Source organism: Brachybacterium sp. AOP29-B2-41 (assembly GCF_052378395.1).
Lineage (GTDB): Bacteria > Actinomycetota > Actinomycetes > Actinomycetales > Dermabacteraceae > Brachybacterium.
This window is the reverse complement of the sequence record NZ_JBQSXR010000011.1, coordinates 40,439-59,053: the sequence shown is the minus strand read 5'-3', so window position 1 is coordinate 59,053 and position 18,615 is coordinate 40,439. Positions and strand designations below refer to the sequence as shown.

Here is an 18,615-nt window from a genome sequence, read left to right as displayed (position 1 = left end):
CATGCCTACCCCCACCAAGGGTGCGCGCCTCGGCGGATCCCCCGCGCACGAGCGGATGATCCTCGCCAGCCTCGCGACCGAGCTGTTCCGCCACAAGGCGATCACCACCACCGAGACCAAGGCCAAGCGCCTGCGCCCCCACGCGGAGCGTCTCATCACCCAGGCGAAGAAGGGCGATCTCGCCTCTCGTCGTCGGGTCATGGAGACCATCCGTGACAAGGGCGTCGTCTACTCGCTGTTCGAGGAGATCGCACCGACCTTCGCCGAGCGTCCCGGCGGCTACACCCGCATCACCAAGGTGGCACCGCGTCGTGGCGACAACGCCCCGATGGCCGTCATCGAGCTGGTCACCGAGGAGTTCTCGGCCAAGCAGTCCGTGGTGAAGGAGGCTGAGGGCGCCGCCAAGAACGACGCCAAGGCTGCTGACACCGCTGCGGCCGCCGACACCGCTGCTGCCGAGGACGTCGCTCCGGTCGAGCCCGCCGAGGGTGCCGACGACGAGAAGTGAGCACTCTGCTCTGAGGAGCAGCGCCACGCCGAGGGCGGGCCGACGGGAGAGATCCCGACGGTCCGCCCTCGTTCTCATCGGAATTTCAGGAATCAGCGCACCTTCCCGGTGAGGATCGGCGAATACGGACGATAGGTCTTTACCGGACATTCCGGGTTCCACTAGCGGTTTTGAGACCAGCATCTCCGGTGTTTGTCCGATCGTGACCCGGGCGAAAGTTCCCCCGTGGGCTTCGTGCACTACGGTGATCCACGGATGTCCGTTCCCCGGGCAACCTCGTCTCGCTCCTCGAGCTCGTGGTGTGCCTCGGCCCCGGTCTTCGTGCCTCACCACCTCTCGTTCGGAGCTGTTCATCAATGTCCACGCGGAACATTCCCCCCGCCCCCGACACGTCTCGACCCTCACCCCTCTCGCGCCGTGGCCTCCTCGTCGCCGCCGCCTCGGTTCCGGCCGGGGCCGCTGTGCTCTCTGCCGCCCCCGCGCTCGCCGATCCCGCAGTGACCGACGGCGAGACCCGTATCGTCGACGTCCCCCTCGCGGACGTCCCGCTGCTCGATGACAGCGGCGCGCAGGTTCGCGACCTCGCCGATCAGCCGGCCACCATGGTCGGCGTGACCTGGCCGAACGACGCCGACGCTCCCGAGGTCCAGGCTCGTGGCCTCGGCGAGGACGGCGAGTGGACCGAGTGGCTCCCGCTGGAGACCGCGGAGAACCCTGAGACGGGCGAGGACGCCGCCGGCACCGAGGTCGCATGGATCGGTGTGGTCTCCGCGCTGCAGATCCGCGCCGAGCTCGAGGGCGCCGACGTCACTGATTCCCTCATCGCGCACGTCGTCACCACCTCGCCGGCCCCGGCCGACAGCCAGGTCGGGCAGTACACGGGCCCTTCCGCGCGCGTCTCCCAGGCCGATCAGGTGACCACGATGGCCGTTGCCGCCTCGACGAACCCTGCCACGCCCGTGCTCGGTCCGGGTGCTCCCTCCTACGTCTCCCGCGCGGCCTGGGGCGCCGATGAGTCCAAGGTTCGGGGCACGAGCGGCGCCGATGAGCTCAAGGCAGTGGTCCTCCACCATACTGCGGGGACCAACAACTATTCCTCCGCGCAGTCCGCGCAGATCGTGCGCGGCATCCTGAACTATCACACCGGGACCATGGGCTGGGCCGACATCGGCTACAACATCCTGGTCTCGAAGTACGGCCAGATCTTCGAGGGCCGCAGCGGCGGACTGCACCGCAACATCACCGGTGCCCACGCCTATGGCTTCAACACCGGTTCCTTCGGCATCTCCGTGATGGGCGACTACTCCTCGACGGCGCCACCGCGTGCCGCCCGCGTCGCCGTCGCGCAGCTGGTGAGCTGGAAGCTGCTGAACACCTTCCAGACCAGCGTGTGGGCGAAGTCCTCTTGGACCCCGGGGACCGGGACCCGCTTCACCGCCGGCAAGACGATCTCTCTCGCGAAGATGATGGGCCACCGCGACGTCAACTACACCGAGTGCCCGGGGCTGAGCCTGTACCGCCAGTTCGACACCATCCGCGGGGAGGCCCAGGCCTTCATCGACGGGGGCTGGAAAGAGCACCTCTGGGCCTTCCAGGGCGCGGGCGGCACCTCGAAGCTCGGCACCGTGGTCAAGAGCGCCCACCGCACCGGGAAGTACACCGCGACGGTCCTCACCAAGGGCCTGGTCCTCCAGGAGGGTGGAGCAGCCGCAGGGTATGCGACGCCGTTCGCGTCGCAGTGGCGCGGTACCTGGGGCCGGCCGACGGGCTCCGCCTCCACCCGTTTCGGGCAGACGGTGCAGACCTTCCAGCAGGGCGCGGTGGTGAAGACCGGCAAGTCCGTCCAGTTCCACGACTCCCGCTTCATCGATGTCCCCCCGAACCTGATGTACCGGGCGGAGATCGAGAAGCTCGCCGCCAAGGGGATCACCACGGGCTGGGACGACGACAGCTATCGCCCGCTGGCCCCGATCCAGCGCGATGCGATGGTCGCCTTCGTCTACCGAGCGTTGGGAAAGCCCGCCTTCACCCCGCCGACGAGGTCCCCGTTCAAGGACATGCCGCCCAGCCGGATGTTCTACAAGGAGATCACCTGGGCGCATGCCAAGGGGATCACCACCGGCTGGCCGGACGGCACCTTCCGTCCCACAGCATCCGTGGAGCGTGGAGCGGTCGCGGCTTTCCTGTACCGTGCCTCCGGGGAACGGTCCACCAAGACCGCGAACCCGTTCTCCGATGTCCCGTCGAACCATCAGTTCGGCAAGGAGATCACGTGGCTCGCCTCGACGGGCATCACGACCGGCTGGCCGGACGGCACCTTCCGTCCCGTCGCGCCGATCGCCCGTGATGCGATGGCCGCGTTCATGATCCGCTGGATGGATGTGCGCGGACTCTGACCCCTGAGGGAGCAGACCTGCTCCGGAAGAAGGAGATGCCGGTGAAGGTCGCTCTGCTGTGCGACGTCGATCAGACCGTCTACCACGTCGGTGATGAAGCCATCGCGACGATGAGCGCCCGGCGCCTCACCGCGCGCGGCCATCAGGTGGTGCGGCTCTCGCGGCACGAGAAGTACGGGCCCGGAGGTGCTGCGCCGGCATCGAGCATCCCGGCGCTCACCTTCCCCTGGCCGCTCGAGGACAGGGCGCGGTATCTCGCGGAGATCCGCAGGGCCCTCGCCGGTGACCCGGGCGCCCTGCCCGCCGCGGACAAGCTGTTCACCATCATCGATCAACTGAAGGACGTGGACTCCGTCGTGATCGGCGGGGGTGGCAGCCTCACCTCCCGCTACGGCTGGCTGCTCGACGAGCGCCTCGCCACCGCTCTGGTCGCACGGTCCCTGGGCAAGCCGGTGGTGCTCACCGGGCAGAGCCTCGGCCCGGAGCTCACCCCGGCCGACCGGGAGAGCATGCGCGAGCTGCTGGAGCTGTGCACGCTGGTGGGCCTGCGGGACACGCACAGCGTGCGGATCGCGCGCGAGCTGTGCCGGGCCCACCCCGCGCTGGTGCAGACGCTCGATGACGCCGTCGGGCTCGGCCTGTCCGCAGCGGCCGGCGCACATGACCTCGACCCTGAGCTGCTGAGCGTGACCTTGGGAGGGGACGGGGACCCGTTGCCGCGGGACGCCTACATCGCACTGGCGTGCGCGGTGATCGAGGAGCTCGCGGGGCGCACCGGTGCCCGGGTGGAGCTGGTCCCGCACATGGCTGACCCCGATGACGGTGGCGGTGATCTGCTGCTGCACCATGAAGTGGCCGCCCAGCTGAGCATGCCCGCGACGGTGCTGCCGATCGAGCAGGACACCGCGGCTGCCGCGCGGACCACCGGTGCAGCGTGGGTGATCAGCACCCGCTTCCATCCCGTGGTCTTCGGGACCGCCGCCGGCTCCTCGGTGCTCGCGCTGCCGCTGAACCGCTACGGGCATTCCCGGATGGACGGCGCGCTGCGCAACATCGGGCTCGCCGGCGCGGCGGTGCCCGCCGCAGCGCTGTGGGATCCGGTCGCTCAGGGGCCGTCGGACCTGGTGGGTCCCGTGGTCGAGGCGCTCGTGGCCGGCCGGGAGGCCGAGCACGCCACGCTCGAGGCCGCCCGGCCGCAGCTGCTGGCTGCGGCGGAGTCCTGGTGGGACCGCGTCGCCGCAGCGCTGGCCGGTGAGGAACACTCCGCTTCCGAACACACCGATCCGGTGGGTGCCGGTCTCACGCCGGAGCAGCGTTGGCGCGAGCCGCTGCGCTCTGCCCTGGCACCCTTCACCCGGGCCGTGGACCGTGCAGGGGAGCCGTCGGCGGCGATCATCATGCGCACCCGCGACCGGCCGCAGATGCTCGACCGCGCCGTCCAGGACGTCCTCGCCCAGACCCGCCAGGACTGGGAGCTGGTGATCGTCGACGACGCCGGGGACCGGGCGGCCGTCGACGCTGTCGCCGCCCGGCATGCGAGCGAGGCCGACGGGCGCCTCCGCGTGATCCACCGCGAGGCCTCCACCGGTATGGAGGCGGCGAGCAATCACGGGCTGCGCGAGACCTCAGCGCCCGCCGTGGTGATTCACGATGACGACGACACCTGGCATGCGACCTTCCTCCAGGAGACCCTCGGCCATCTCGAGGCGCACCCCGAGCAGGAGGCGGTGGTGGTGCGCACGCTGATCGTCCACGAGCATGAGACCCCCACCGGCTTCGTCGAGGACGAGATGTTCCTGTCCTGGCCCGAGCTCGAGGGCGTGCGGCTGGTGGATTACATCGCCGTGAACCGCAACGTGCCGATCTCGATGCTGCATCGTCGGCGGGTCCACGACATCGTGGGCCCCTATGACGAGTCCCTCCCAGTGGTCGGCGACTACGCCTTCCACCTGCAGCTGCTGCAGAGCGCGGAGGTGGGGTTCCTGGACCGTCCGCTCGCGCAGTGGCGGCAGCGGCCCGCTGCGGTGGGAGCCAGCAGCAATTCGATGTACGCCCTGTCCGGAGGCCACCGCCACTACGATGCCGAGCTGCGCGAGCGGTATTTCCGGCCGTGGGTCGCGGAGCACGGGATCGGGCTGCCGATGTTCCTGTCGAAGAACACCGAGACGGTCGTCGAACGCAGCGAGGAGAGGCTTCTCGAGGAGCTGAAGGCGCTGCGCGAGGAGGTCGCGCAGCTGCACGAGCGGCTGGACGGCATCGCGCCGGGAAGCGCCGGGCAGGGCGCAGCAGGCCGTGCCGCGGGCTTCGTGCGACGCGCGGGGCGCCGGGCTCTCGGCGGCGTCGCGCGTCGGGAACGCCCCTCGCGCGGTGACTGAGCCTGCCTCGGTCCGAGCCAGCCCGGGGAATCTCAGCGACTGAGCCTGCCTCTGTCGGAGCTGGCCCGGGGAATCGACGGACCTGACACCACAGGAGGGTCTCTCCGAGCACGCAGTCGCGCGCGGAGAGACCCTCCTGTGGTCCTGCGGTGTCAGCCGAAGTAGCGCGGCAGGGTGCCGTCTCGCAGCTCCCGCAGCTCGCCGACGGTGAAGGAGCCCACGCCCTCGATTGCCAGGGCGCTGCCACCGGTGCTGCCGAGGCGCAGCAGCGGGACTTCGTGCTCGGCGGCCAGCGCCGTGAACCGCTCCTCCAGCTCGGCGGGCACCGCGACCAGCGCGCGGCCCTGCGACTCGGAGAACAGGGCGCCGGTGAGATCCACACCGTCGCGCTCCAGCAGACCGGCGATGTCCACCTGGGCACCGGTCCCGAAGCGGGTCACCGACTCCACCAGGGCCTGGGCCAGGCCGCCCTCGGAGAGATCATGCGCCGCAGTGGCGAGCCCCTCCTCGGCGGAGGTGATCAGCACCCGGGCCAGCGAGCGCTCGGCCTCGAGATCGACCTGCGGCGGCATGCCGCCCAGGTGCTGGTGGATGACATCCGCCCAGGCCGAGCCCGAGAGCTCCTCACGCGTGGTGCCCAGCAACAGCACCGACAGGCCCTCTGCCTGCCAGCCGGAGGGGACGCGGCGCGCGACGTCCTCGAACACGCCGAGCACGCCGACCACCGGGGTGGGGTGGATCGCGGAATCGATGAGGCCCGGCTCGCCGGTGGAGTTGTACAGGGAGACGTTGCCGCCGGTGACCGGCACCTCGAGCGTCTCGCACGCCTCGGCGAGCCCGCCGATCGCCTCGACCAGCTGCCACATCGGGCCCGGGTCCTCGGGGGAGCCGAAGTTCAGGCAGTCCGTGATCGCGAGCGGCACCGCGCCGGAGGTCGCCACGTTGCGGTAGGCCTCGGACAGCGCGAGCTGGGCCCCGGTACGGGGATCGAGCTTGGTGTATCGGCCGTTGGCGTCGGTCGCGAGCGCGATGCCGCGGCCGGTGGCCTCGTCGATCCGGAGCACGCCGGCGTCGTCGGGCATCGAGAGCGCGGTGTTCCCACCCACGTAGCGGTCGAACTGGTCGGTGACCCAGTTCCTGGAGGCGAGGTTCGGGGAGGCGATCAGGGTGCGCACGGTCGCCGCGAGCTCCTCGGCGGTGCCGGGGCGGGGGAGGACCTCCGCGGTGTCGGCCTGCAGGGCGTCCTGCCAGTCGGGCCGGGCGTAGGGGCGATCGTAGACGGGGCTGTCGATCGCGACCGTCGCCGGGTCCACGTCGACGATGCGATGTCCGTGGTGGTCGATGGTGAGCCGGCCGTCACCGGTGACCTCGCCGATCACCGCGGCTTCGACATCCCACTTCGCGGCGATCGCCTGGAACTCCTCGAGCTTCTCGGGGCTCACCACGGCCATCATGCGTTCCTGGGACTCGCTCATCAGGATCTCGCCGGCGTTCAGGGTGGGGTCGCGCAGCAGCACCTCCTCGAGGTGGATGTGCATGCCCGAGGCGCCGTTGGCGGCCAGCTCGCTGGTGGCGCAGGAGATGCCCGCGGCGCCAAGATCCTGGATGCCCTCGACGGTGCCGGCGGCGAACAGCTCGAGGCAGCACTCGATGAGCACCTTCTCCATGAAGGGGTCGCCCACCTGGACGCTGGGGCGCTTGAGGGGGCCGTCCTCCTCGAAGGTCTCCGAGGCGAGGATGGAGGCGCCGCCGATGCCGTCCCCTCCGGTGCGGGCACCGAAGAGCACCACCTTGTTGCCGGGGCCGGTCGCGGAGGCGAGGTGGATGTCCTCGTGGCGCATCACGCCGAGTGCGAGCGCGTTGACCAGGGGGTTGGTCTGGTAGGCGGCATCGAACACGGTCTCGCCGCCGATGTTCGGCAGGCCGAGGGAGTTGCCGTAGCCGCCCACTCCGGAGACGACGCCGTGGACCACGCGGGCGGTGTCGGGGTGGTCGATCGCGCCGAAGCGCAGCTGATCCATGACCGCGACCGGGCGGGCACCCATCGAGATGATGTCGCGCACGATTCCGCCGACGCCGGTGGCCGCGCCCTGGTAGGGCTCGACGTAGGAGGGGTGGTTGTGGGACTCGACCTTGAAGGTCACCGCCCAGCCGTCACCGATGTCGACCACGCCGGCGTTCTCGCCCATGCCCACCAGCAGCTTCTCGCGCATCTTCTCGGTGGTGTGCTTGCCGAAGGTGCTCAGGTGCCTCTTGGAGGACTTGTACGAGCAGTGCTCGGACCACATCACCGAGTACATGGCGAGCTCGGCGTTGGTGGGGCGGCGGCCGAGAATCTCGCGGATGCTCGCGTACTCGTCCTCCTTGAGCCCGAGATCCGCGAACGGCTGGGCCTGGTCAGGGGTGGAGGCGGCATGCTCGACCGTGTCGACGTCCGCGGGCGTGCCGTGCGGGGTGGAGGGGGCGAGGTCGGCGGTCATCGCGGTTTCGGGTCCGTTCATCACGAGGGCTGGGGTGCGGGCGGGCCGTGAGGGGCCGTGCCCGGCGACCCCAGTCTACGATCGCGGCGCCCGACAGGGCGGACCGGGGCAGGTGCTGAGACCCGGGCCGCCCGGCAACGGTCAGCGGGCGGCGCCGCTGCCCGGGCGGCCCGCTCGCTTCGCCTTCTTCGCCTGGTCCCGCAGCGCCTTCTCGCTGACCGGCGAGGAGGTGCTGGCACGCTGCGCACGGAAGTAGGCGGCGGCCTCGTCCTGGCGCTCCTGCTCCCCGCCCAGCGCGATCGGTGCCCGCACATGACCGGGGCGCACATCGAAGGCGGCGACCAGGTCGAGCACATGCGGGCGCAGCCGCCACAGCAGTCGGCGCAGGTCGCCCTCGATCTGGCGGCCGCGCTGGGTGGAGATCATTCCACTGAGCAGGAACCAGGCCAGGTCATCGTTGATCGCGGTGAGCCCGAACAGGTCCCGCACATCGGTGAGCACCGCCCGGGAGCCCTCATCCGTGAGTGCCTCGATCCCCGCGGTGAAGGCACGCCAGCGGACCAGGTCGGCGTGGGCGCGAGCGGCGTCCAGCATCTCCACCTGGTGCTTGTTCACCTCGGAGGCGGCGTCGGCCGGGCTCATCTTCGCCGCTCCGCGCAGTGCGAGGGCGACCTCCTCGACCTTGATCCGGGCACGATCGGCGAGCATCTCCTCCTGGAACTCCGCCTGGCGCATGGAGTCGAAGGCGCGCCGCGCGTTGCCGCGATCGGCGACGCTCTGGCCGAGGCGTGCCCAGGGGGTATGGCGCTTGGCGAGCACCTCGGCACGCTGCGCGATGAAGCGACCGATCCCGGCACGGTCCACGCTGCGCAGCTCGGAGGTGTAGTCGGACAGCAGGCGCTTGGCGACCAGCTGCAGCAGGACGGTGTTGTCGCCCTCGAAGGTCGCATAGACGTCCAGGTCCTGGTGCAGCCCCACCAGCTGGTTCTCCGCCATGAAGCCGGCACCGCCGCAGGCCTCGCGGCACTCCTGGACGGTGTCCAGCGCGAGCCGGGTCGAGGTGGGCTTGAGGGCCGCGGCGAGGGTCTCGAGGTCCTCGCGGGACTCGGGGTCGTCGGCCCGGCCGGAGAACACGTCGTCGAAGGCCTGCAGCAGCTGCTCGTGCGCGAAGGCGCCGGCGTAGGTCGCGGCGAGCTTGGGCAGCAGGCGGTGCAGGTGCGCCTGGTAGTCCATCAGCACCGTCTCCTGCGTGGGGTCTGCGGCGCTGAACTGGCGGCGCTCGGTCGCGTAGGTGATCGCGATGTGCAGGGCGAGCTGGCTGGCCCGGATCGCGGAGCCGTCCAGGGAGACCCGGCCCTGGACCAGGGTCCCCAGCATCGTGAAGAACCGGCGGCCGGGAGACTCGATCGGGGAGGTGTAGGTGCCGTCGGGGGCGACGTCGCCGTAGCGGTTCAGCAGGTGGGTGCGGGGGATGCGCACCTGGTCGAAGGCCAGACGGCCGTTGTCGATGCCGTTCAGCCCGCCCTTCTCCCCGTCGTCCTCGCTCGAGACGCCCGGCAGCAGCTCGCCTCTCGCGTCCCGCACCGGGACGTAGAAGCAGTGCACGCCGTGGTCCACGCCGTTCGTGATCAGGCGGGCGAACACCGTCGCCGCCTTCGCGTGGATCGCGGCGTTGCCCAGGAAGTCCTTCCAGGCAGCGCGGAACGGGGTATGGATCACCCATTCCCCATCGGTTCCGCCGGCGGGGTCGAAGGTGGCGGTGGTCGCTAGCGACTGCACGTCGGAGCCGTGGCCGATCTCGGTCATCGCGAAGGCGCCGGGGGTGGTCAGATCCATGGCGGCGGGCACCCAGGCGTGCTGCTGCTCCTCACTGCCCAGCTGGATGATCGCGGAGGTGTAGAGCCCCCACTGCACGCCGGCCTTGATCTGCAGCGAGGGATCGGCGACGACCAGCTCCTCGAAGGAGGCGACGTTGCCTCCGTTGTCGTGGGGGCCGCCCAGGTGCTCGGGCAGCATCCGTCGGGAGATGTCCTCCGCGGCGAGCAGCTGGAGCTGCTCGAAGACGCGCTCGCGGTGCTCGGCGACGGTCACATCCACCGGTCGATGCAGCTCCGGGCGAGCGGCACGCTCGCGGGCCTCGAGGCGGGCGTCGGCCCACTTGCCGAGCAGGGCCTCGGAGACCTGCGCGATGTCCAGGCGGGGGCTGCCCCCGGGCGGGATCGAGATGGGTCCGGTGGGATTGGCCGTCGTGGTCGCGTCGGAGGTGTCGGCGATCGGGGTGGCTGTGGTGGTGTCGTAGGTGACGGGTGCGGTGCGGGAATCGGTGGTCATGCGTGCAGTCCCTTCATGAGCCAGGTGACCAGGTGGGTCACGAGCTGATCGGAGGTGAGTGGGGTGGAGGGTCGGGCAGCGCTGCCCGTGTCCTGCGAGCCGTCGGCGGCGACGGCGGTGTCCTGGCCGGTCATCCAGATGTCGACGGCGCGTTCGACGAAGCCGACGGAGCCGTGGGCCCAGACCTGCGGCGCCGGGATCTCGGCGGGCAGGAAGGTCGCGACCAGCCGCGAGACCGAGGACAGGAAATGGTTCAGCCCGTCGCTGGGTCGGGTGACGAAGCGATACACGCCGGGGGAGCGCTGGGCCGTCTCGACATACGCGCGGATCATCGCGTGGATCCGCTCGTCGGCCTCCGGTTCGCGGCCGACGCGAGCTTCGAGGGTGCGCATCTCCTCGAGCAGCTTGCCGTGCATCGTGGACAGGATGCTGCGTCCCAGCGCACGCTGGAGCTGCGCCTTGTCCTCGAAGTAGCGGTAGACGATGGACTTGGAGGTGCCGGAGGCCGCGGCGATGTCCTCCATCGTCACATCGGGACCCTGCTCATGGATCAGGTGCCGGGCCACGTCGAGCAGCTCGGCGCGTCTCTCCTCCCGGTGGCGGGCCCAGCGTGCCGATCGGCCGTCCACGGGGGCTTGCGTCGTCGCGTTCACGAGACCTAGGGTATCAAGTACTGCCGGTTCTATGTAAAGTGCTCCGGAGAAGAACCTTCGGAAGGCTCCGGCGGGCGCGAGAGTGCACCGGCGGCCCGGGCTCCCGCGGCCCGCGCTCTCCACGAACCGCTGCAGTGATCACAGAACCGCAGTGATCACAAAGACCGCAGTGACCACGAAGACCGCAGTGACCACAACCATCGCCGTGACCACAGTGACTACGAAGAGGTGCACCCAGTGACCCAGCACGACTCCCCGCGCGACGCCCTGATCCTCGGCGGCAACAGGATCCCCTTCGCCCGTTCCGGTGGCCCCTATGCCGGCATCTCCAACCAGGACCTGCTCACCGCGACGCTCGAGGGACTCGTGGCCCGCTTCGGGCTGCAGGGCGAGAAGCTCGGCGAGATCGCCGGCGGCGCGGTGCTCAAGCTCGCCGGTGACCTCAACCTCACCCGCGAGAGTGCGCTGGGCACGCCCCTGGACCCGCGCACCCCGGCGATCGACATGTCCAAGGCCTGCGCCACCAGCCTCGAGACCGTGATCCACGTGTCCAACCGGATCCAGCTGGGCCAGATCGACTCGGGCATCGCCTGCGGCGTCGACTCCGCCTCGGACTCCCCGATCGAGGTCACCCCGCGCCTGCGCCGCATCCTCCACCGTGCCTTCGCCGCGAAGACCACCGGTCAGCGCCTCAAGGCGTTCAGCGCGGTCCGCCCGGCCGATCTCGCGCCGGTCCCGCCCCGCAACGGTGAGCCCCGGACCGGCCTGTCGATGGGGGAGCACCAGGCGCTGACCACCGCGCAGTGGGGGGTGACGCGCCAGGAGCAGGACGAGCTCGCGCTCGCCTCCCACCAGAACCTCGCCGCCGCGTTCGATGCCGGCTTCTTCGATGACCTGGTCACCGGCTATCGCGGACTCTCGCGCGACCAGAACCTGCGCGCCGACTCCACGCTCGAGAAGCTCGGCTCCCTCAAGCCCGTCTTCGGTGTGAAGTCCCCGCAGGTCGCCGAGCCGAGCATGACCGCCGGCAACTCGACCCCGCTCTCCGACGGCGCCTCCTCGGTGCTGATGGGCAGCGCCGAGTGGGCCGCCGAGCGCGGCCTCACGCCGCTCGCGCGGGTGGTCGACGCCCGCAGCGCCGCCGTCGATTACGTGCACGGCGCCGAGGGCCTGCTGATGGCCCCCGCCTACGCCGTGCCCGAGCTGCTCGACGCGAACGGTCTCTCCCTCCAGGAGCTGGACTTCTACGAGATCCACGAGGCCTTCGCCTCGACCGTGCTGAGCACCCTGAAGGCCTGGGAGTCCGAGGAGTTCTGCCGCGAACGGCTGGGCCGAGGCGCGGCGCTGGGAAGCATCGACCGCGCCAAGCTCAACGTCGCGGGCTCCTCGCTCGCGGCAGGCCATCCCTTCGCGGCCACCGGCGGGCGCCTCGTCGCGACCCTCGCCAAGCTCCTGCACGAGCGGGCCAAGGAGACCGGTCGCGTCCAGCGCGGACTGATCTCGGTGTGCGCCGCCGCCGGTCAGGGCACCGTGGTGCTGCTCGAGTCCGTCACCGACTGAGCCCGATACGACCCGCTCCACCGCCCCGCGCCCGCAGCTCTGAACCGGAGGTTCCCATGACCGACGCCTACACCCGTATCACCCGTTCCGCCCCCGGTGGTGCCCTCGCCAAGCAGCTGGGCTTGCCACGCCCCTCGAAGCTTCCGCGCCGCGCGGACCGGCCGGAGCCCGTGCTCGGCCCGGTCGTGGTGCTGGGCGACTCCGCCGGTGCCGACGAGATCGCACGGCAGCTCCTGCAGTGGGGCGCCGACGTGCGCCGCCGCTTCGAGGAGCTGGCGAAGATCGGCTCCGTGATCGTGGTGGCCGACGAGATCACCACGCCCGCTGACCTCGGCCCGCTGGTGCTCCCGCTGGGCAGCGCCCTGCGCAGCCTCGCCCCCGGTGCCCGTGTGGTCACCCTGTCCCGTCCTGCCCGCGGCGAGGATCCGGCTCGCGACGCCGCCCGCGGAGGGGTCGAGGGGTTCCTGCGCTCCCTCGCCCACGAGATGCGCGGCGGGGCGACCGCCAACGGCGTCCTCGTCGAGGACGGCGTGGAGCTGGACGCCCCCGGCGTGATCGGGGCGCTGCGCTTCTTCCTCTCCGCTCGCAGCGCCTTCGTCACCGGTCAGCTGCTCACCGTCTCCACCGACGCCGGCAGCCGCACCGAGAACGACACGCTGCCGCTGGCCGGGCGCACCGCCCTGGTCACCGGCGCCGCCCGCGGCATCGGCGCGGCGATCGCCCGCACCCTCGCGGCCGACGGTGCGAAGCTCGTGGTGCTCGACGTCCCGGGCGCGGGCACCGAGCTGGCACGGCTCGCCAATGAGCTGCGGGCGGTGCCGATCCAGCTCGACGTCACCTCCCAGGGCGCAGGGGAGCGGCTGGTCGGCTTCCTCCGTGAGCGGGGGCTGAGTCTCGATGTGATCGTCCTCAACGCCGGGATCACCCGCGACAAGCTGCTGGCCAACATGACCGCCGACCGCTGGGACCCCGTGCTGGCGGTCAACATCACCAGCCAGATCACCCTCACCGAGGCGCTGATCGACGCGGGTGACGTGCTCGGCGAGCAGCCCCGGGTGGTGTCCCTGGCCTCCACCAGCGGCATCGCCGGCAACCGCGGCCAGACCAACTACGCCGCTTCGAAGGCCGGCGTGATCGCCTTCGTCGACGCGCTCGCCGGGAGGCTCGAGCCGCTGGGCGGCACCGCCAACGCGGTCGCCCCCGGCTTCATCGAGACCGAGATGACCGCCAAGATGCCGGCCCTCACCCGCGAGGTCGCTCGCCGGGTCAACTCGCTCCAGCAGGGCGGGCTGCCCGTCGACGTCGCCGAGACGATCGCCTTCCTCTCCTCCGCCGAGGCGGGCGGGATCCGCGGCGAGACGCTGCGGGTGTGCGGCCAGAACATGGTCGGGAAGTGAGCGCCGTGCAGGGCCCCTCGCACCCCGGCTCCTCGCAGCAGGATCCCTCTCAGCAGGGCGGTTCCGAGTCGATGCCCGAGCGGATGAAGGACCTCACCGACATCCCCTCCTTCCCCGCCGTCTATGCCGCCGCGCTCGACCCTCGCGGTGGCCGCACCCGTGGTGGCCGCACCCGTGGTGAACCGGTGCTCCCGAGCACCGCCTACCGGGTGCGCTCCGTGCGGATCGATGCCGAGCGGGCCCGCGACTTCGACCACCTGATGGGTGGGCCCGCCACGGACCTGGTCCACCCGGGCGTGCTGCACGTGCTCGCCTTCCCGGTCTCCCTCGCCCTGATGGCACGGCGGGACTTCCCCTTCCCCCTGCTGGGCCTGGTCCACCTGCGCAACCAGGTCCTCCAGCACCGCCCGGTGCGGGTGGGGGAGCTGGTGGATGTCGAATGCCGGGTGCGGGACCTGCGCCCGCACCGCAAGGGGCGCACCTTCGAGGCGGTCTCCACGATCCTCGGCGAGGACGGGGAGATCATCGCCACCGATGTGTCGACCTACCTGACCAAGGGCGGCGCGGCGTCCCCTGCGCTGACGGCGTCTGCCGAGCAGTCGCCGTCCACCGTCCAGGCGGCGCGCGACACGTCCTCGACCGACGGCGGTCGCGCCGCGCGTCGTGCCTTCGAGGCGCCGACGCCGACCGGCCGCTGGTCCTTGTCGGCCGATGCCGGTCGGCGCTATGCGGCGGTCTCGGGCGACGTGAATCCGATCCATATGTCGGCCCTCAGTGCGAAGGCCTTCGGATTCCCGAGAGCGATCGCGCACGGGATGTACACCGCCTCCCGCGCCTTCACCGAGGCGCGCGTGGACCTCTCCCGTCCCCTGCGCTGGGACGTCAGCTTCGACGCCCCTGTCACCCTGCCCGGCACAGTGCTCGTCGCCTTCGAGGACGACCGCGACGCGGGAACCACCCGCTGCGTGGGCTGGCGCGCCGGGCGCGGGGACAAGGGCCCCCGGCGCTGCTTCGAGGTCCAGGTGACCACGCTGGGCCGGTGAGCCCCTGAGCTGCTGAGTCGCGAGAGAGGACCCGGAGCCACCTGACGGCACCGAGATCCCACCCCACAGCATCGAGAACGACCTTTGGCACACCTTCCTCGCGAGATGTTGTTCCGAAGGTCGTTCTCGACGTGGGTGAGTCGCCCCCGGCGAGGATGGGGTGAGATGCCCCGTCGTGGTCAGCCGCCGACGGGATGGTCTGGTCGGACGGTCCGGTCCAGTCCGGTCTGCAGCGTCTCCAGCAGGTGGTCGATGAACTCCGCGGGCCGCACCTCGGTGAGCACGTCGACGTTCGGCTCCCGGCCCCAGCGACCCAGCACATCGCCCACCGTCTGACCGCGGGTCAGGGTGCCTGTGAGCTCCACGTCCACGGCGAGCGCGCGGGTGGAGGCGAAGCCGCCGGTGACCGCATGCGCGGTGACCAGCGGGTCGTGCACATGCGCGGACCAGCCGAGTCCGTCGGCCTCGTGGAACTCGAAGTAGAAGCGCAGCGCGTCGACCAGGATCTGCGCCACTGGATGGCCGGTGCGCTCGGCGAGCTCGCCGAAGCGATCCAGCTCGCGCTGCGTGAAGCGGACGCTTTCCGTCGCCTCGAGCGACCCCAGCACCGGACGGTGCGGCGCGGCGGAGAACGCGGCGAGGACGCGCTGGGCGGCCTCCGGATCCACGGCGATGTTCCACTCGCTCGTGGGTCCGGTGTTGCCGCGATGATTGATCGCCCCGCCCATGATGTGCAGGCGCTTGAGGAGCCGTGGCAGCTCCGGCTCGATCTCCAGTGCGAGGGCGAGGTTGGTGTGCGGTCCGAGCACCAGGCCGACCAGCTCCCCGGGATATGCGCGCGCGACATCGACCCACAGCTGCGCGCCGCTGCGCGGATCCTCCCTACGAGTCGTGGGAGGGAGGACTGCATGACCGAGCCCGCCGGGGCCATGGGTGTCGTCGGCGTACATCGGCTCCTGCACCAGCGGCCGCTCCGCACCCCGCGCGATGGGGGCGGTGGTCCCGAGCAGCTCGGCGAGGGCCAGGTTGTTGCGATGGACCGCGTGGACGTCGACGTTGCCGCCGGTGGAGACCAGGCCCACCGCCTCGACGTCGGGACGGCTCGCGAGGTAGGCCAGGGCGATCGCATCGTCGATGCCGGGGTCGCAGTCGACCAGCAGGGGAACGCTCATTGCTCCAGCCTACGGCGGTGACGCGGCACTGCGCGCGCGGCGCAACGAGGGAAGACGGGAGGTCGGATCGACGGAGCGATGCGGACCGTTGGAGGGTCGGACCGCCGGACGAGCGGGCCGCCGCACGCGCCGACCATCGAGGGCGTCGCCCCCTGGCCTCGGGTGGGGGACCTGCGGGAAGATGTCGGCATGGCGCATCTGCAGATGTTCGACGACGACGACCCGCTGCTCGAGATGGTGCGGGAGATCGCCTTGGCCCTGCCCGGGGCGCGCGAGAAGATCAGCCACGGTCGTCCTGCCTTCCATACCGTGAAGGTCCACTGCTACTACGGCGGTGCGCTCAAGGTCGACGGGCAGTGGGTGCAGCATCCCCAGAGCATCGTGGTGCATCTGCCACCGGGGGAGACCGCAGCACTGAGGGAGGATCCACGGGCCTTCGTCCCCGCCTATCTCGGCCCCTCCGGGTGGTCGGGGATCGACCTCGATGAGCGCACCGACCGCGTCGAGCTCGCCGAGCTGATCGAGGAGTCCTATCGCACCGTGGCAGGAGCGCGCCTCGTCGCACAGCTCGATGCCCGCACTTGACCCTCACGCGACGTCAGGCCCGAAGGTGGTTCCCATGACCGAGACACAGCAGGAGGACCTCACCGTCGGCCGCGTGGCCGGCCTCGTCGGGGTCAGCGTGCGCACCCTGCACCATTGGGACAGCATCGGCCTGGTGCGCCCCCGCGGACGCAGCTGGTCGGGGTATCGCCTGTACGACCCCGCTGATGTGGCCCGGATCCACCGGGTGCTCGTCTACCGCGAGCTCGGTCTGGCGCTCGCGCAGATCGGAGAGATCCTCGATGACCCCTCCGTCGATCCGCGCGAGCACCTCCAGCGCCAACGGGCCCTCCTCGCGGAGCGGATCCAGCGGCTCGAGCAGACGGCGCGCGCCGTCGACGAGATGATCGAGAGGACCGACATGGACGACAGCACCACCACCCTCAGCCCCGAGGAGCAGGCCCGCATCTTCGGCACCGACTGGGACCCCGCCTACCAGGACGAGGCCCGCGAGCGCTGGGGCGAGTCCGACGCCTGGGCGCAGTCCGCCGCCCGCACCCGCGGCTGGGACGCCGCGCAGTGGCAGGAGATCAAGGACGAGACCGACGCGACCGAAGCCGCGCTCGCCGACGCTATGCGACGGGGTGTGGCAGCGGGCAGCGAGGAAGCGAATGCGCTGGCCGAACGCCACCGCGACTCGATCGACCGGCACTACGACTGCTCCCGCTCCATGCAGGTCGTGCTGGCCCGGATGTACACCGAGGACCCGCGCTTCGCCGCGCACTACGACGAGCGGGCCGCCGGGCTCGCGGCGTGGGTGCGACACGTGATCGAGGAGAACGCCCGTTCCCGGGGCGTGGACCCGGAGACCGCCACCTGGGAGTGACGCACCGACCGTGTCGAGCCTGTCGAGGGAGGCGCCGAGAGTTCGGCGCCTCCCTCGGCGCCTCACTCGACGACGAACATCAGGGTGCGGTCAGCGCGTCTCCACCGCCCCATAGGCCCCCAGCAGGGGCTCGATCCACGGCCCCATCTCCACCTGGGTGAGGAGCAGGCCCAGCCTCCCGTCGGGATCGACGAAGAAGTCCGTTCCCGCCCCGCCGGACCAGCCCCAGCGCCCTCGATGGGGGTCGCCCGTGGTCACACCCACCCCGAACCCCCATCCGGTGCGGTCCCAGAAGCCGGGGAAGAAGGAGTCGGAGTGCTTCGCGGCAGGAGGCACCTGGTCGCTGCGCAGCATCGCGAGGAGCTCAGGGGAGAGCAGCTCGCCATCACGGAGCGCACGCAGGAACCGCAGATAGTCCGGTGCTGTCGAGAGCAGCTCGCCGTGGCTCACATCTTCGGATGGAGGGCCGACGTGGGGGCCGCCCCCGGGCTCCTCGAGCTCGACCAGCTCGCCGCTGGACCAGGAGCACAGCGCGGGCAGCCTCTCGCGCTTCGACACGGGTACGGAGTAACCGGTGTCGACCATCCCCAGCGGCTCGAACAGGGAGCTGGCGAGGTGCTCACCGGCGCTGGTGCCGGCGAGGCGGGCCAGCAGGATCCCGAGCAGCGAGAAGGAGTGGTGGTAGCGCCAGATCTCGCCAGGCTGCCCGACCAGCGGCAGCTCTGCCAGTGCTGCGAGCCATGCGTCGGCTCCGAGGGGCGAGGGCAGCAGCCCGGCCTCCGTCCCGTTCTCCGCCATCGCGTGCTGCAGCGGGGAGTCGGCGAGGATCATGCCGTACCCGGAGGTGTTCGTCAGCAGGTGGCGCACGGTGATCGGACGTGCGGCGGGCACCGTGCCGCTGAGCGGGCCGTCGGGGGTGGTGAGCACCTGCGGGGCGGCCAGCTCGGGCAGCCAGGGGGCCACCGGCCCGTCGAGCGTGAGAGAGCCCTGGTCCACCAGGCGCAGCGCCGCCACCGCCGTGACCAGCTTCGTCATCGACTGGATGCGCATGATCGCATCGGTCGGCATCGCCGGACCACCCACCGCCATGGTGCCGATCGCGACCGGATCGGGGTCGTGGCCCACCGCGACCACGGCGCCGGGCACGATGCCGTCCTCCACGGCGCGGAGCACGAGCGGGGGCGGCACGGTCTGCGATGACATGCGCTCAGGCTAGGAGGGCGGCTGTGGCGGGGCAAGGGTGGAGGTCCCGGTCCCGGCCCCGCCCGCCC

Annotated in this window: 13 protein-coding genes; 8 read left to right on the top strand and 5 right to left on the bottom strand. The window is 71.1% G+C overall.

Annotated elements, in window-relative coordinates; translation table 11 throughout:
* Position 1 precedes the first annotated feature (1 nt).
* From rplQ to ACT3T9_RS11745, 3 genes are all read left to right on the top strand, one after another.
* On the top strand, positions 2–508 hold the full coding sequence (rplQ, locus tag ACT3T9_RS11755; protein WP_444592089.1) for a 50S ribosomal protein L17: 507 nt from the start codon (positions 2–4) through the stop codon (positions 506–508).
* Positions 509–969: 461 nt separating this feature from the next.
* Positions 970–2,904: an S-layer homology domain-containing protein gene (locus tag ACT3T9_RS11750; RefSeq protein ID WP_444606668.1), complete on the top strand. Its 1,935-nt coding sequence runs from the start codon at positions 970–972 to the stop codon at positions 2,902–2,904.
* A 41-nt stretch (positions 2,905–2,945) separates the two neighbouring features.
* Positions 2,946–5,279, top strand: a complete 2,334-nt coding sequence (locus tag ACT3T9_RS11745) for a polysaccharide pyruvyl transferase family protein (RefSeq protein WP_444606667.1) — start codon at positions 2,946–2,948, stop codon at positions 5,277–5,279.
* A gap of 152 nt (positions 5,280–5,431) precedes the next feature.
* Here the strand turns inward: ACT3T9_RS11745 and purL are convergent, their stop codons facing one another.
* From purL to ACT3T9_RS11730, 3 genes are all read right to left on the bottom strand, one after another.
* Positions 5,432–7,780, bottom strand: a complete 2,349-nt coding sequence (gene purL / locus ACT3T9_RS11740; RefSeq protein WP_444606666.1) for a phosphoribosylformylglycinamidine synthase subunit PurL — start codon at positions 7,778–7,780, stop codon at positions 5,432–5,434.
* Between the two features lie 120 nt (positions 7,781–7,900).
* Positions 7,901–10,090 (bottom strand): acyl-CoA dehydrogenase family protein, encoded by a 2,190-nt coding sequence (locus tag ACT3T9_RS11735; protein WP_444606665.1) that lies wholly within the window; start codon positions 10,088–10,090, stop codon positions 7,901–7,903.
* A complete protein-coding gene (locus ACT3T9_RS11730) occupies positions 10,087–10,743 on the bottom strand; it encodes a TetR/AcrR family transcriptional regulator (protein ID WP_444606664.1) in 657 nt (218 codons plus the stop codon). Before ACT3T9_RS11730 ends, ACT3T9_RS11735 begins: the two co-directional genes overlap by 4 nt.
* 237 nt (positions 10,744–10,980) lie before the next feature.
* Between ACT3T9_RS11730 and ACT3T9_RS11725 the strand changes: the two genes are divergently transcribed.
* The 3 genes from ACT3T9_RS11725 to ACT3T9_RS11715 are packed head-to-tail and all read left to right on the top strand — an operon-like array spanning position 10,981 to position 14,743.
* The gene (locus ACT3T9_RS11725; protein ID WP_442332273.1) at positions 10,981–12,303 is read left to right on the top strand and encodes an acetyl-CoA C-acetyltransferase; all 1,323 of its coding nucleotides are present in this window, start codon (positions 10,981–10,983) and stop codon (positions 12,301–12,303) included.
* A 56-nt stretch (positions 12,304–12,359) separates the two neighbouring features.
* Positions 12,360–13,700: a 3-oxoacyl-ACP reductase gene (locus tag ACT3T9_RS11720; RefSeq protein WP_442332274.1), complete on the top strand. Its 1,341-nt coding sequence runs from the start codon at positions 12,360–12,362 to the stop codon at positions 13,698–13,700.
* Positions 13,697–14,743 (top strand): MaoC family dehydratase, encoded by a 1,047-nt coding sequence (locus ACT3T9_RS11715; protein WP_444592085.1) that lies wholly within the window; start codon positions 13,697–13,699, stop codon positions 14,741–14,743. The genes ACT3T9_RS11720 and ACT3T9_RS11715 overlap by 4 nt, the downstream gene beginning before the upstream one ends.
* A gap of 179 nt (positions 14,744–14,922) precedes the next feature.
* Here ACT3T9_RS11715 and ACT3T9_RS11710 read toward each other — a convergent pair whose 3' ends face one another.
* Positions 14,923–15,915, bottom strand: coding sequence for a nucleoside hydrolase (locus ACT3T9_RS11710; RefSeq protein ID WP_442332276.1), 993 nt, complete (start codon positions 15,913–15,915; stop codon positions 14,923–14,925).
* 189 nt (positions 15,916–16,104) lie between these two features.
* Between ACT3T9_RS11710 and ACT3T9_RS11705 the strand changes: the two genes are divergently transcribed.
* Both ACT3T9_RS11705 and ACT3T9_RS11700 read left to right on the top strand, forming a co-directional pair.
* Positions 16,105–16,500 carry an MmcQ/YjbR family DNA-binding protein gene (locus ACT3T9_RS11705; RefSeq protein WP_442332277.1) on the top strand — a complete coding sequence of 132 codons (396 nt, stop codon included), beginning with the start codon at positions 16,105–16,107 and terminating at the stop codon, positions 16,498–16,500.
* Between the two features lie 34 nt (positions 16,501–16,534).
* On the top strand, positions 16,535–17,344 hold the full coding sequence (locus ACT3T9_RS11700; RefSeq protein WP_442332278.1) for a MerR family transcriptional regulator: 810 nt from the start codon (positions 16,535–16,537) through the stop codon (positions 17,342–17,344).
* Between the two features lie 90 nt (positions 17,345–17,434).
* Here the strand turns inward: ACT3T9_RS11700 and ACT3T9_RS11695 are convergent, their stop codons facing one another.
* Positions 17,435–18,547 (bottom strand): serine hydrolase domain-containing protein, encoded by a 1,113-nt coding sequence (locus tag ACT3T9_RS11695; RefSeq protein WP_444606663.1) that lies wholly within the window; start codon positions 18,545–18,547, stop codon positions 17,435–17,437.
* Between the last annotated feature and the right edge of the window lie 68 nt (positions 18,548–18,615).